Annotated in this window: 11 protein-coding genes and 1 riboswitch; of the genes, 6 read left to right on the forward strand and 5 right to left on the reverse strand. The window is 65.1% G+C overall.

The window, feature by feature from the left end:
* From L0U83_RS28865 to L0U83_RS28875, 3 genes are all read left to right on the forward strand, one after another.
* Window positions 1–1,632 carry a 3-(methylthio)propionyl-CoA ligase gene (locus tag L0U83_RS28865; RefSeq protein ID WP_233887552.1) on the forward strand — a complete coding sequence of 544 codons (1,632 nt, stop codon included), beginning with the start codon at window positions 1–3 and terminating at the stop codon, window positions 1,630–1,632.
* A gap of 93 nt (window positions 1,633–1,725) precedes the next feature.
* Window positions 1,726–2,877 (forward strand): porin, encoded by a 1,152-nt coding sequence (locus L0U83_RS28870; protein WP_233887553.1) that lies wholly within the window; start codon window positions 1,726–1,728, stop codon window positions 2,875–2,877.
* Between the two features lie 33 nt (window positions 2,878–2,910).
* Window positions 2,911–3,309, forward strand: coding sequence for a BON domain-containing protein (locus L0U83_RS28875; RefSeq protein ID WP_233887554.1), 399 nt, complete (start codon window positions 2,911–2,913; stop codon window positions 3,307–3,309).
* Window positions 3,310–3,542: 233 nt separating this feature from the next.
* On the opposite strand, the gene L0U83_RS28880 is transcribed toward L0U83_RS28875, so the two are convergent.
* A complete protein-coding gene (locus tag L0U83_RS28880; protein ID WP_233887555.1) occupies window positions 3,543–4,352 on the reverse strand; it encodes a copper chaperone in 810 nt (269 codons plus the stop codon).
* A gap of 8 nt (window positions 4,353–4,360) precedes the next feature.
* Window positions 4,361–5,125 carry a DUF899 domain-containing protein gene (locus tag L0U83_RS28885; protein WP_233887556.1) on the reverse strand — a complete coding sequence of 255 codons (765 nt, stop codon included), beginning with the start codon at window positions 5,123–5,125 and terminating at the stop codon, window positions 4,361–4,363.
* 145 nt (window positions 5,126–5,270) lie between these two features.
* Between L0U83_RS28885 and L0U83_RS28890 the strand changes: the two genes are divergently transcribed.
* Window positions 5,271–6,491, forward strand: coding sequence for a helix-turn-helix domain-containing protein (locus L0U83_RS28890; RefSeq protein ID WP_233887557.1), 1,221 nt, complete (start codon window positions 5,271–5,273; stop codon window positions 6,489–6,491).
* A 50-nt stretch (window positions 6,492–6,541) separates the two neighbouring features.
* Window positions 6,542–7,183 (forward strand): Vgb family protein, encoded by a 642-nt coding sequence (locus L0U83_RS28895; RefSeq protein WP_233887558.1) that lies wholly within the window; start codon window positions 6,542–6,544, stop codon window positions 7,181–7,183.
* A 49-nt stretch (window positions 7,184–7,232) separates the two neighbouring features.
* Here the strand turns inward: L0U83_RS28895 and L0U83_RS28900 are convergent, their stop codons facing one another.
* Together L0U83_RS28900 and L0U83_RS28905 are read right to left on the reverse strand one after the other, a co-directional pair.
* Window positions 7,233–9,197, reverse strand: a complete 1,965-nt coding sequence (locus L0U83_RS28900; protein WP_233887559.1) for a TonB-dependent receptor domain-containing protein — start codon at window positions 9,195–9,197, stop codon at window positions 7,233–7,235.
* Window positions 9,198–9,298: 101 nt separating this feature from the next.
* Window positions 9,299–9,480, reverse strand: a riboswitch (cobalamin riboswitch).
* An 86-nt stretch (window positions 9,481–9,566) separates the two neighbouring features.
* On the reverse strand, window positions 9,567–10,580 hold the full coding sequence (locus L0U83_RS28905; RefSeq protein ID WP_233887560.1) for a zinc-dependent alcohol dehydrogenase family protein: 1,014 nt from the start codon (window positions 10,578–10,580) through the stop codon (window positions 9,567–9,569).
* Between the two features lie 130 nt (window positions 10,581–10,710).
* Between L0U83_RS28905 and L0U83_RS28910 the strand changes: the two genes are divergently transcribed.
* The gene (locus tag L0U83_RS28910) at window positions 10,711–11,622 is read left to right on the forward strand and encodes a LysR family transcriptional regulator (protein WP_233887561.1); all 912 of its coding nucleotides are present in this window, start codon (window positions 10,711–10,713) and stop codon (window positions 11,620–11,622) included.
* Between the two features lie 41 nt (window positions 11,623–11,663).
* Here the strand turns inward: L0U83_RS28910 and L0U83_RS28915 are convergent, their stop codons facing one another.
* Window positions 11,664–13,247 carry an MFS transporter gene (locus L0U83_RS28915; protein ID WP_233887562.1) on the reverse strand — a complete coding sequence of 528 codons (1,584 nt, stop codon included), beginning with the start codon at window positions 13,245–13,247 and terminating at the stop codon, window positions 11,664–11,666.
* Window positions 13,248–13,592: the final 345 nt, after the last annotated feature.

Below are 13,592 nucleotides of genomic sequence, written 5' to 3' on the forward strand. Positions count from 1 at the left end.
ATGCAAGGTCTGATGATGGGGCAACCGCTCCTGGTCGCTTCGCTGCTCAAGCATGCAGAACGCCATCACGGCGCGCGCGAAATCGTTTCGCGCCGCGTGGAAGGCGACATTCACCGCTACCGTTATCAGGATCTCGCGCAGCGCGCGCGCCGCATGGCAAATGCGCTCTCGAGCCTCATGATTGCGCAGGGCGAGCGCGTGGGGACGCTGGCCTGGAATGGCTACCGGCACATGGAGCTGTACTTCGCGGTTTCGGGTTCGGGTTCCGTGCTGCATACGCTGAATCCGCGCCTGCACGCAGATCAACTCGCGTATATCGTCGAGCATGCACAGGACCGCGTGATTTTCTTCGATCTCACGTTCTTGCCGCTCATCGAAAGCGTCGCGGCACGCGTCACGTGTCCGAGATTTTTCGTTGCCATGACCGATCGCGCGCATATGCCGCGCAACCATAGCCTTGGATCGAGACTTCTCTGCTATGAGGACCTGATCGACAATCACAAGGACGATTTCGAATGGCCGCTGCTCGACGAAAACAGCGCCTCGTCGCTCTGCTATACGTCGGGCACGACCGGCAATCCGAAAGGCGTGCTCTATAGCCACCGCTCGACGGTGCTGCACACCTACGCGGCGGCGCTGCCCGACGCGCTGAACTGCTCGGCGCGCGACGCGATCCTGCCGGTGGTGCCGATGTTCCACGTCAATGCATGGGGCCTGCCATACATCGCCTGCATGACCGGCGCGAAGCTAGTGTTTCCGGGCGCGTCGCTCGATGGCAAGTCGCTGTATCAGCTGATCGAGGAAGAGCAGGTCACGCTTTCGGCTGGCGTGCCGACTGTCTGGCAAGGCCTGCTTGCGCACGTCGAATCGGTAGCCGGTTCGTTCTCTTCCATGCGCCGCACGATCATCGGCGGCGCGCCGTGCCCGACCGCGATGACCCAGGCGTTCCAGAAGCGCCACCACGTGGACGTGCTGCATGCATGGGGCATGACGGAACTGAGCCCGGTCGGCACGGTTTGCAGTTTCAAGGCGCATCAGACGGAGCTGGCCGAAGATGAGCGCTATGCACTTCAGGCGAAGCAGGGGCGCTCGGTGTTCGGCATCGACATGAAGATCGTCGACGCCGCGGGCGAGGAACTGCCCTGGGACGGCAATGCCGCAGGCGACTTGCAGGTGCGCGGCCACTGGGTCGCGAGCGAATACTTTGGCGGCGAATACGCGTCGCCGCTGCAGGACGGCTGGTTCCCGACCGGCGACGTGGCGAAGATCGATGCCGATGGTTTCATGCAGATCGTGGATCGCAGCAAGGACGTCATCAAGTCGGGCGGCGAGTGGATCAGTTCTGCCGACATCGAAAACGTCGCGAGCCTGCACCCCGAAGTTGCGACAGCGGTGTGCATCGCGGCGCGCCACCCGAAGTGGGATGAGCGGCCGCTCTTGCTGATCGTGAAGAAGCCGGGCAGCGCGCTCGAAGCGGCCGACCTGCTCTCGTTCTTCGACGGCCGCGTGGCGAAATGGTGGAAGCCCGATGCCGTGCTCTTCGTCGACGCCGTGCCAATCGGCGCGACGGGCAAGGTGCTCAAGAACCAGTTGCGCGATCAGTACGGCGGTCACTATTTGCAAGCTGGTTAAGTCCCCTGGTCACAGAATTTCGTTCAGGTAATACCCTTCAGACAACAACAAAAGGCGCCGGGACCACCCGGCAGCCAAACACGGAGATAGGCAATGAAACTGAAGTTCGGCAGCCTGGCAGCGTTGGCCCTGTTCGCCAGCGCAGCGCATGCGCAATCGTCTGTCACGCTTTATGGCGTGGTTGATAGCGGCGTGCTGTACCAAAGCACCTCGGCCGCAAACTTTTCGGGGACCGCAAAAAATCTGGGAAGCGTCTGGCAGCTCAAGGACGGTGGGATCTATTCGAGCATCTGGGGCTTGAAGGGCACCGAGGACATTGGCGGCGGCTACAAGATCAACTTCAAGCTGCAAGGGTCGTTCACGTCGAATAACGGCAAAACGGGCCTGTCCGACACGCCGGGCGTGACTGCGGTCTTCAACCAGATCACGACCATCGGCGGATCGGGCTGGTTCGGTTCGATCGACGCGGGCCGGCAGATCATTCCGATGATCTACGCGATGTCGGACACCGACGTTCGCGGCGCGCAATACTTCGGCAGTATTCTCACCGCGTGGCTGGGCCTCAATCAGGCGGCCGGCTGGCCGGGCACCAGCACGAACGCGCCGATCGGCGCGCTCTATGACAGCAACGCGATCGTCTATAACTCGCCGAAATTCTATGGCGCTTCGCTCGCGCTGGAGTACGCGCCGGGCGGTGTGCCGGGTCAGTTCCAGGGCGGCACGCGCGAATCGGCCGTGCTCAAGTACTCGAACTACGGCCTGAACCTGGCTGGCGTTTACTACAGCGGGCACGACACCAATCCGTTCGCGGGCAACTATCCCACGACGCCGGCCGCACCGGCCACCGGCCGCAACAACAACAACTTCTACTACGTCGGCGCGATGTACACGATCAGCGGATTCTCGATATCCGGCTCGTTCAGCTCGTCCAACGCATCCAGCTTGTTCACCAAGGCGACGTATAACTTCGAAATGATCTCGGCCGGCCTGGGGTACCAGTTCAGCCCGGTCTTCAAAGTCACTTCGGGCTACTACTATTTGAAGGACCGCAATAACTCGGCGAATCACTCGAGCGAAGTCGCCGTGGGCGCCGAATACAACGTCTCGAAGGCGACCAAGGCTTATGCCCAGGTCGGCTACGTCAGCAACAAGGGGACCATGAACCAGACGATCATCTACGGCGCGCCGGTCGCGCCGGGCCAGTCGACGACGGCGGCGATGGTGGGTATTCGTCACGCGTTCTGATCTTCATAAACTCGAGAAAAAACGGAGCAATCTATGAACAAAACCACGGTAGCTGGGTTGGCGATTGCGACCTTCGTCGCGGCGGCTTCCATGAGTGCGTGGGCACAGCCCCAGGCTGCGGCCAGCGCGCCCGCTCAAGCGCAGACGGCGTCCGCGACGGCGGCTCCCGGCGCAGCGTCGCCCACGGCGATGCCCACGGACAGGCAGGCGAATCGCGCCATGCGCCGCAAGGTGTACGCGGCCATCGGGAAGGACAAGTCGATCAACGCGGGCAACATCAGCGTGGGCGCCAAGGGTGGTGCGATTACGCTCAACGGGACCGTTTCGGACCCGGCACAGATCGCCAGGGTCGAGGAAATCGCGAAGGGCGTTCCCGGTGTGACGTCGGTGACCAACAAGCTGACGGTCAAGAAGTCTTTCGGCGGCATGTGAGCTGCCATAGGAGGCGCGCAGTGCGGCGCGACCGGGTGTCCCCCCGGTCGCGCCGGGCTGCGCCCAGCAGCGCAGGGGTGACTCCAGTCCGCCTCTAGCTGTTACTCCGGACTGCTGATAACAGTCCGGAGCGTCGATCAGGCTCGTGTGCAGGCGCGAGTCTGGAGGCGTGAGTTCGACGTTAGAGTCGGAGCGTTTTATCGCCGTTTCGCGGGTGCGGAACGGCGATCTTTTTATGCAGCCATCGCCCGAAACACCATCACCAGCCCCACCGCAATCGCAGCCGCACCAATCCCCCGCGCGACTTTTCCGCCACCCGGCACCCATCTCTCCGCGGCAATAGCCGCAGCGACCAGAGCCATCGCAGGCCGATCCATCACACCGGCCGCAAGCAGTGCCGCCATCAAATTCCCGCAGCAGCACAGGCAGTGCCGCCCGAGCCTTAGGCCGTGACGCAGCGCGGCCTGCACATCGAGCTGAGCGTGGCCGCACGACGGCGAGTACCCGCAGCACGCAAGCCACCGCGCTTTCCACGCAGAGAACTGCAACATGCCCGCCATCACGACGACAACACCCGCCACGGCTGGCGCGGTATGCGCCAATGCAGGCGTCGCGACGGCTAGCGCAGTCAGTTGCGCCCCCGCCGCGAACACGAGCACTCCAACCACAAGCCAGACAAGGAAATAGCCAAACCCGGCCATCACAGTCATCCCACCCGCCTGGGCCGCGCGGCCATCCCCTAGCGCCTCGAAATACCGCCACAAGGCCGGCGCGACCGCTGGCAGCATCATCGCGACCGTCATCACATTCCACATGCCGGCAAACGATACGGCGGCGTCGAACCAGGTGCGGCCGCACATGGGTGCCCAGAGCGCGGACATCGTCCAGCCGCCGGGCATGGGCGTGCCGCCCATCGCCTCCATCGAAGCGCACCAGACGAACGTCACCGCCGCGCTCGCCGCAAAGACCAGCGACGAAACGCCGTAGAAAATCGCACGCGGCGCACCGCTGTGCCGCCGTACCGTCATGCCGACGTTATTCATGACGCGCCTCAGCTTTCCGTGTACTCATCGTGCCGGTGCCACCAGATGCCGGCCTCGTTACGTCCCCTCGGCGCGCGGTCGAGCCACTGGTACATGCCCCACACGCCATCCAGGCCACGCGCATAGGTCGAGTACGTGTGATAGACCACGCCGTCCTCCAGCACGAATGCGCTGAGGCCCGGGCGATCGCGCGTGTAGGTCGCCGCGTCCGTGCCGCAGCTCGCCGCGAACTCGGCGACGGGCGCGGGCGGCGGATTCATGTCCATCGCGTGGCCGCTGCGCGCGTAGTTGTATTCGATGTCGCCCGCGCGCTGTTGCGCCGTGGTGAACGACACGTTGAAATCGAAGTTGAAGTCATTGCCGCTCGATGAGGCCCACGGAAAATGCCATCCCATGCGCTTGCGATAGGCCAGCAGCTTTGCGAGCGGCGCGCGCGATACCGCCATGAGTCGAACGTCATGATTCGCGAGATGCACGGCGATGCCATCGAAGCCATCCGCAATCGACGAGCACGACGGACAGCCGGCCGCGTAATCCGGCCCGAACATGAAGTGATAAACGAGCAGTTGCGAGCGCCCCTTGAAGAGATCCGCGAGCGTGGTGCCGCCATCTTCGGTTTCGAAGCGATACGTCTTGTCGACACGCACCCACGGCAACGCCTGGCGCTGCTGCGCCAGTGCGTCCCCGCGCCGTGTGTGCTCCTTTTCGGCCGTGAGCAGTTCGATACGCGCCGCAAGCCAGTCTTCGCGTGTTCCTGTGGTATGGGTTGCCATTGCCTGGTCCTCCTATGGATTCACTGGGGTGGCGGCGTAGCACACCGCCGCGTCGTTCGATCGATGATTCGTTTGATCGCCGTGTTAGATTAGGCGCGGACCCAGGAGGCGGGGGAGTGACAAGTGTGGCGGGATTCGCATGACCATGGATTCACTGATTACGGCTGCGGCGCGCTCGCTCGCGGCCGGTGATCCGCTTGGCGCGCTGAACCGGGTCGCGTTGCGCGACGACGCGCCCGCGCTCGCGCTGCGCGGCATCGCCATGGCGCAGCTCGGCGACTTCGCGCGTGCCAAAGCGCTGCTGCGCAGCGCGGCGCGTGGCTTCGGCGCGCGCGAGGCCGTGGCGCGCGCGCGCTGCGTCGTCGCCGAGGCCGAGATCGCGCTCGCTGCGCGCGATCTCGGCTGGCCCACCGATACGCTCGCTGCGGCGCGGCAAACGCTCGAAACCCACGGCGACCGCCTCAATGCCGCGCACGCGCGCTACCTGGAAATTCGCCGTTTGCTGCTCATTGGCCGGCTCGACGAGGCCGCGGGCATGCTCGGGCAAGCCGATCCCGCGCCGCTGCCGCCCGCGTTGCGCGCGGCGCACGAGTTGATCGCCGCGGGCATCGCCATGCGGCGCATTCAAACGCAGGTGGCGCGGCGCTCGCTCGCCGAGGCTGCACGCGCCGCGCGCGAAGCGGGCATTCCGGCGCTGAGCGCCGAGATCCAGAGCGCGGCAATGCTGTTGACTTCGCCGGCGGCGCGCCTGATCGCGCGCGGCGAAGAGCGGGTGCTGCTGCTGGAGGATGTCGAGGCGTTGCTCGCTTCAAAGGCGCTCGTCGTGGACGCGTGCCGCTACGTCGCGCGCGAGGGCGCGACGATCGTCGAACTCGCAAGGCGCCCCGTGCTGTTCGTGCTCGCCCGCGCGCTCGCCGAGGCGTGGCCCGCCGATGTGCCACGCGACGCGCTCATCGCCCGCGCCTTTCGCACGAAGCACGCCGATGAAACGCACCGCGCGCGCCTGCGCGTGGAAATTGGCCGCTTGCGCACGCTGTTGCGCGACGTGGCGGATATCGGCGCGACCCAGCAGGGCTTTGCGCTCGCGCCGCGCACCGCGAGCGAAGTGGTGGTGCTGGCGCGGCCCGTGGAGGAAAAGCACGCAGCGGTGCTGGCTTTTCTCGCCGATGGCGAGTCGTGGTCGAGTTCGGCGCTGGCCCTCGCGCTCGGCGCGAGCCAGCGCACCGTGCAGCGCGCGCTCGATTCCCTCGCCGCGGCGGACAAGGTGCAGTCGTTCGGCTATGGCCGTGCGCGCCGCTGGACCACGCCGCCTGTTCCCGGATTCGCGACGACCTTGTTACTCCCCGCGCCGCTGCCGGGCGATTAGGATGAGTGCCTGTTCCTTCATTTCCCTGTGCCTATGGCAAGGAGAAAACCATGAAACGTTCGACCGCCGAAATCGTCCGCGAGTACGGCCCTTATCCCGGCATCGAGAAGGTTGGCGGCGTCACCTACGACGGCAAGCAGGTGTGGTTCGCCGTGGGCGAGCGCATCGCGTCGCTCGATCCCAAGAGCGGCCAGACACAGCGCTCGATCGACATCGCGGCGCACGCGGGCACGGCCTTCGACGGGCGGCACCTGTTTCAGATCTCAGAGGACCGCATCCACAAGATCGACCCCGAAACGGGCCGCGTGCTCGCCACGATTCCCGCGCCCGGAGGCGGTGGCGATTCAGGGCTCGCGTGGGCGGACGGCACGCTCTGGGTCGGGGTGTATCGCGAGCGCAAGATCCACCAGATCGATCCGCAGACGGGCGCGATTCTGCGCACGCTCGAATCGAGCCGCTTCGTCACGGGCGTGACGTGGGTGGACGGCGAGTTGTGGCACGGCACCTGGGAAGGCGACGAGAGCGACTTGCGGCGCATCGATCCGGGCACGGGCGAAGTGCTGGAACAGCTCGACATGCCGCCCGGAACCGCCGTTTCGGGGCTGGAGTCCGATGGCGGTGAGCAGTTCTTCTGCGGCGGCGGCAACAGCGGGAAGATTCGTGCGGTACGGCGGCCGAAGCGCGATAGCTAGGCGAGCGGGCGGCCAAAAAGCTCGAGCGTACCCGCTCGTCGGCAGCGCGTCAGAATGTATAGGTCACCTTGCCAAACGCCGTGCGCCCCAGCGTGTTGTACCCATAAGCGGTCACATACTGCCGGTTGAACACGTTCGCAAGTGTGGCCGAGAGCGCGAGATGCGCATTGACCTGGTATGAGGCGCGCAGGCTCACCGTCGTCCACGAAGGCAGGTAGATCGTGTTGAGCTGGTCGTCGAACGTCGAGCCGTTATACAGCAGCGAAACGCCGGTACTGAGCGCGTGGAGCTGGAACTCGTCCCACGTGTGATCCACGCTCAGGCTCACCGTCTGGCGCGGGCGGCGATTGAGCCACGTCTGGTCGGTCACGTCCTGCGGATTCAGAATCCCCACCGTGAGGCTCACCGGCGTGTATTTGCCGAGCGTGCCTTTATACGAGAGGTCGAGACCCTGAATGTGCGCGCGGCCCACGTTCACGGGCAGGAAGGTCTGCGAGTTGTACGAGATGAGGTCGTGCACGCGCGTGTCGTACACCGCTGCCGTGAACGTGCCGATCGATGTGGTCGCATCGAGCGCGGCCTCGACCGAGTCGCTGCGCTCGGGCAGGAGATTGGGGTTCGAGTAGCCCGGATAGTACAGATCGTTGAACGTGGGCAGGCGGAACGCATTGCCATACGACACGCGCGCCGTGTAGACCGGCGTGATCGCCCACGAGAGCGCGACGTTGCCCGTATTGACCGATTCCCCTTGCACGATCTCGTGCCGCCCCGCGAGGAATAGCGTGACGGGTCCGAGCGTGGTCGACTGATGCATCGACACGGCCGAATCGTTGCGCGCGGGCAGGCCGCCCGGCACATCGACAGGCAGGAACGCCAGTTCGCGCGTGTAGTCGTACGCGAGCTTGGTCTCGCCATCGAGCGGCATGCCGAAGAGCGTGTGGCCCCTTTCCTGATGCGTGATCGACGTGGAGGTGGAAAAGCGCGTCGAGTCGATCTCGTCGGTCGGGATCGTCGGGTCGTTCGAATAGAGGAACTGACGGTCCGTTGCGTATCCCACGGACTGGTCGAACTGCGTGGTCGGCGTGATGTCGAGGTGGAACGCGAGGCCGGTCGTGAGCTGGTTGTCGCGCTGGCGGTCGTTGCCTCCCGCGTTGTCGTAGGAGAGATCGGAGCGGTGGTAAAGCGCGAACGTCGAGATCGACCAGTTGTCGTGCGCGTAGCCAAGGCGCGCGTCCAGGTTCTGCGCGTGGTAAGGGTTGCGGCCGTCTTCGTGGCCGTAGGCCCCGGGCTGCGTCGCGTCAATACCGGCCGTGTTGTAGTCGTGCAGGCCCAGCGAATACGTGAGGCCGCTCAACGCCGCAAGCGGCCCGGTCGAGGGGATCGTGCCCGAGGTGCGCACCTGCGTGTCGAAGGTCTTGTTCGAGCCGCCGCCGAACGACACGGTGGTCTGGTTCGGCTGGTTCGACGCGTGGCGCGTGAAGAGTTGTACGACGCCGCCCATGGCGTCCGCGCCGAACGAGGCGGCCGCGGGGCCCGAGATCACCTCCACGCGGTCGAACGAGGCGGTCGCAAGATCGCCCCATTCGGCCACGCCGGTGGTCACGGAGCCCACGCGTATGCCGTCGATGAACACGGCCACCTGGTCAGCCGATGACCCGCGGATGCTCACTCCCGTGTACGACCCTGGCCCGCCAGTCTGCGAGACGGTGATGCCGGGCAGCGTGGCGAGCGCCTGCGCGATGCTGGGGTCGGCGGGGGAGACGCGCTCGAGGTCTGTGCGCGTGAGCACCTGGGTGCTCGCGTAGCGCTGGTCGAACGATTGCGGCAGATGCTGCGTGTCGCCCACGACGAGGATATTGGGCAGCGTGGTGTCGTCGCTCGTCTGTTGCTGCGCCTGGGCGGGCGATGCGTTTGCGGCGTCGGTGGCGCTATCGGTCGCGCCAGCGGCGGCATGCGCGGTTTGCCACGCACAGGCGAGCGCGGCGGAAGTCAAAACGAATTGGCGAAACTTCATGATGCAGTGGCTGGAAACAGCTCTTGTATAGGGCTGTCCGTGCAACGGGCGACCGCCGCGTGGGCGGTGCTTGCGCATTGGGGATCCCCGCCCGCTGCGGCTGCTGGACTCGGCTGATGGCAGGTCTCCTGGCTCGCGGGTCGACGTCCGTTGCCGGCCTTCCCGGTTTCCCAGTGGCCCTCTCTGGCATGGACTCGCCGCTGACAGTTGCGGGGGCAGCCGCAGTCTCGCACTGCGTTCCCTTTTGATCCCGTCGCCGGGAACCATCAGCGCGCAAGGGTAATGGCCGCGCATTCAGCGCGTCAACCTTTGCCGGGTGCGGTGTGGCGAAAACGCCCAGTTTGGCCTCACCGCTCCAGATCGATCGCCTCAATCGCCGATCTTGATCACGACTTTGCCGAACGGTCCGCGCGCCAGATGCTCGAACGCTTGCACGGCTTCGTCGAACGCGTAGACGCGGTCGATGACAGGCTGGATGCGGTGCTTGTCGAGGAACGGATTCATGCGCTCGAACGACGCCCGCGGCGCAACGGCGATGCCGCGGATCGTGGTTTGCCGAAAGATCAGCGGCATCAGGTCGAGCGCCGCAGTCTGGCCGGTGAGGAAGCCCACCTGCGCCACCACGCCCGCGACGCGCGTGGCCGCCACGGATTGATTCAGCCCGTTACCGCCGGCCACATCGATCGTAATGTCCACGCCCCGGCCTTCGGTGAGTTCGAGCACCTTGCTTGCCCAGTCGGGATGCGTGCGGTAGTTGATGCCCGCACTCGCGCCGAGCGCCTGCACTTTCGCGAGGTTCGCGTCGCTGCTCGACGTTGCGATCACGCGGGCTCCATGCGCGGCGGCGATCTGCGCGGCGAAGATCGCCACGCCGCCCGTGCCCTGCACGAGCACGCTCTGCCCCGCCTGCAAGTGGCCCACATCCATGAGCGAATACCAGGCGGTGAGCGCAGCGATCGGCAAGGTCGAGGCCTCGTCGTCGCTCATCATGGCCGGCGCACGCACGGCGCTTTCCTCGTGAATGATCATGTATTCGGCGAGACCGCCCGGCAGCGGCATGCCAAGGCAGTAGTCCGGCTCGTTGGGGCCGGGCGCGCCGTCCAGCCAGCGCGAATAGAGCGTGGAATTCACGCGCTCGCCAACGGCAAAGCGGCTCACATTCGGGCCCACCGCCACGACCGTGCCCACGGCGTCGGAAACGGGAATCAGTGGCTTGGGAACACGATGCGGCTCGTAAATGCCGTCGATGATCGCCTTGTCGCGGTAGTTCAGCGACACCGCGCCCACCTTGACCAGCAATTCGCCTTCCTTCGGCGTTGGCGTGGGCACGTCGCCGCGCACCAGGTTGTGCAGACCGAAATCCTTCAGGAGCCATGCTTTCATCGTCGTTTCCTCTGCGTTTGAAGTGGCATGGCAGGAGCGCCATGCGTTGGACGCAGTCTAATTCGGTCCGCGGGGTCGAGTTAGTGGCTAAAATTCCGGACATTCGATCCTCAGATTCCGGAATGAAGCCATGGAAGATCGCTTTGCGGGTATTCGTGAATTTGTCGCTGCCGTGGATGCCGGCAGCCTCACCGCCGCTGCGGACACGCTCGGCGTCACCGGTTCGGCCGTGGGCAAGAGCATTTCGCGCCTCGAAGCGCGCCTGGGCGTGCAATTGCTGCACCGGACCACGCGGCGGCTGGACCTGACCACGGAGGGCGAAGCCTGGCTGGCGAGCTGCCGCCGCGTTCTCGATGAGCTGGACGAAACCGAGGCGCTGCTCACCACGGGCCGCAGGCAGCCCATAGGCCGCTTGCGCGTCGACCTGCCTACGACCTTCGGGCGGCGGCACATCGTGCCCGCGTTGCTGAAGCTTGCGCAGCGTCACGCGCGTCTGGACCTCTCGATCACGTTGCGCGATCGCGCCGTCGACATGGTGAGCGAAGGCATCGACCTCGCCGTGCGCATTGGCATGCTGGAGGACTACTCCGATCTCATCGCGCGCAAGCTCGGCGAGCAGCGACTCGTGATGTGCGCGGCGCCGGCTTATCTGAAGCGGCGCGGCACGCCCGCGGCGCGTTCGGATCTCGCGAAGCACGATTGTTTGATCGGCTGGCAGCGCGGCAACCGGCCGGAGTGGCTCTTAAGGAACGAAGCTGGCGCGGCGCAATACTTCGAGATTTCCCCGCGCCACGCGTTGACCGATGGCGATGCGCTGCTGTGCGCGTGTCTTACAGGGTGCGGTCTCGCGCAGTTGCCGGGGTGGCTCGCGAGAGAGGCGCTTGGGAATGGCTCGCTGATCGAGGTGCTGCCCGGGTTCGCGACGACGATGCCCATCCACGCCATCTGGCAAAAGACACGGCATTTGCAGCCGAAGGTCAAGGTCGCGGTCGATGCGCTTGCGAGCCTCGCGAAATCGCAAGCGTCGGTGTTTAGTGCTTGAAAAGCGGCCCCGAACCATCGCGATTCGGGGCCGCATTTGATTTACGACCGCGGCTCGAGATACCCAACCCGTACAGGCGGCACGAACCACGCGAGACACAGCCCGGCGAGCGCAGCAACGGCAGCGACGACGAGGCCCATGTGGATCGATTCCACGAGCGCGCTGCGCGCCGAGTTCATCATCGCGTCGCCGGCGTGCCCGGCGCTCACGAGGCGACTGATCAGCACGGCCTGGTCGGCGCGGTCCACAAGCAGTTCGGGACTCGCGAACGACTTGAACCACTGAGTCGCCTGATACGAGTCCAGCGAGCGATTCACGCCCATGGTGTAAAGGTGCCCGAGCAGCGCGCCGGTCATCGCCGTGCCCAGCATGCCGCCGAAGGTGCGCAGCGATTGCAGCATCGCCGTGGCGGCGCCGAGATGGTCTCGCGAGACGATCTGCTGCGAGCAGACCGTGAGGCTCGTGCCCACGAGGCCCAGCCCCAGGCCGCTCGCGCCCATGCACGCCATCCACACGAGATGCGGCTCGTTGCCTCGCAGCACGACCACCGCGAGGCTCGCGAAAGCAGACAGTGCGAAGCCGACATAGAGGATGGCATTGGCGCGCCGGATGCGCGTGACCACGCGGTTGTTCACGAAACTGCCAACCGTCGTGCCGAGCAGGAGCGGCGTGATCAGCATGCCCGAGGAGCGCGGCGACATCGCATAGCCGCCCTGGAACAGCAGTGGCACGTAGAAAACGAGCGAGAACAAGGCGAACCCGCCGAGCACCGACATCGCAAAGAGCGGACCGAGCTTTCGATCGAGCAGCATGTCCACGGGGATGATCGGATAGCCCATGCGCTTTTCCCAGAAGAAAAGCGTCAGCGAAAAGACCAGCACGGTCACAGCCAGGATGATCGTCGTGGTCGTCCAACCCTGCCTCGGCAAGAGCTCGATCGCCAGTTGCAGCGCGCCGAACGTGACAGCGACGACGCAAGCGCCGAGCCAGTCGAGGCGCAGCCTCGCGCCTTCGCGGGGATGATGCAGATGCGGCAGGAAAGCGTGCACGAAGAAGAGCGCCACCAGACCCACCGGCACGTTGACGAAGAACACGAGCCGCCAGCTTCCGTGCTGGGTCAGCATGCCCCCGAGCGTGGGTCCGATCATGTTCGCCACGCCGAACGCCGAGGTGACGAACACCAGCCAGCGCAGGCGCAGCCTCGGATCGGGAAACAGGTCGGCGACGGTCGCGAAGACTGTCCCCATCATGATGCCGCCACCAATACCTTGCAGGCCGCGCGCGAGCACGAGAAAGAGCATGTTGGTCGCCATCCCGCAGAGCACCGATGCGAGGGTGAAGAGCAGAATGGCAGCGAGCATGAAGGGCTTGCGGCCGAACAGATCGCCCAGACGCCCGAAGATCGGAATGGTGATGACGGATGCCAGCATGTAGGCCGTCGCGACCCATGCATAGAGTTCAAAGCCCTTGAGCTCCGCAACGATGCGCGGCAACGCGGTGCCGACGATGGTCTGGTCGAGCGCGATCAGCATCGAAACCGACGCGACGCCGAGCATCGCCAATACCGACTCGCGAAACGGCAACAGCTGACGTGCTTGATCTTGAAGCTCGATGCCCGTGGCCATGGAGTACTCCCCGCCGCTGCGAAGCGGCTAATCTGCTATGCGGTGCCCGGCAAAAGGTGAATGGGTCGGGGCCGTGCGTGCGGCCTTCATGCGATGTTCATTGATGGTACGCCCGCAAACCGGAACTTGACGGTGCGAACGCGCGATCGAGGCAGTTATTCCACTGTGCCCGCCAGAGGCCCAGGAGCTGGCAAGCGTTTGACAACGTTTCGCGGCGCGTCAATTGGCAATACGAATTGTGTCTGCATGGAGTAAATCGGCGATTGCGCTGTTTGCCTTCACGTCGAATGTGATTCGACCAATACGGAGGGGACCTCATGAACGCTGCAATTCGACTCGTTTTGC

It is taken from the genome of Paraburkholderia flagellata (assembly GCF_021390645.1).
Taxonomy (GTDB): domain Bacteria; phylum Pseudomonadota; class Gammaproteobacteria; order Burkholderiales; family Burkholderiaceae; genus Paraburkholderia; species Paraburkholderia flagellata.

Excerpts from the sequence above, each read along its gene's own strand:
- L0U83_RS28865 (WP_233887552.1), top strand. The coding sequence starts at position 1 with ATGCAAGGTCTGATGATGGGGCAACCGCTCCTGGTCGCTTCGCTGCTC.
- L0U83_RS28870 (WP_233887553.1), top strand. The coding sequence starts at position 1,726 with ATGAAACTGAAGTTCGGCAGCCTGGCAGCGTTGGCCCTGTTCGCCAGC.
- L0U83_RS28875 (WP_233887554.1), top strand. The coding sequence starts at position 2,911 with ATGAACAAAACCACGGTAGCTGGGTTGGCGATTGCGACCTTCGTCGCG.
- L0U83_RS28880 (WP_233887555.1), bottom strand. The coding sequence starts at position 4,352 with ATGAATAACGTCGGCATGACGGTACGGCGGCACAGCGGTGCGCCGCGT.
- L0U83_RS28885 (WP_233887556.1), bottom strand. The coding sequence starts at position 5,125 with ATGGCAACCCATACCACAGGAACACGCGAAGACTGGCTTGCGGCGCGT.
- L0U83_RS28890 (WP_233887557.1), top strand. The coding sequence starts at position 5,271 with ATGGATTCACTGATTACGGCTGCGGCGCGCTCGCTCGCGGCCGGTGAT.
- L0U83_RS28895 (WP_233887558.1), top strand. The coding sequence starts at position 6,542 with ATGAAACGTTCGACCGCCGAAATCGTCCGCGAGTACGGCCCTTATCCC.
- L0U83_RS28900 (WP_233887559.1), bottom strand. The coding sequence starts at position 9,197 with ATGAAGTTTCGCCAATTCGTTTTGACTTCCGCCGCGCTCGCCTGTGCG.
- L0U83_RS28905 (WP_233887560.1), bottom strand. The coding sequence starts at position 10,580 with ATGAAAGCATGGCTCCTGAAGGATTTCGGTCTGCACAACCTGGTGCGC.
- L0U83_RS28910 (WP_233887561.1), top strand. The coding sequence starts at position 10,711 with ATGGAAGATCGCTTTGCGGGTATTCGTGAATTTGTCGCTGCCGTGGAT.
- L0U83_RS28915 (WP_233887562.1), bottom strand. The coding sequence starts at position 13,247 with ATGGCCACGGGCATCGAGCTTCAAGATCAAGCACGTCAGCTGTTGCCG.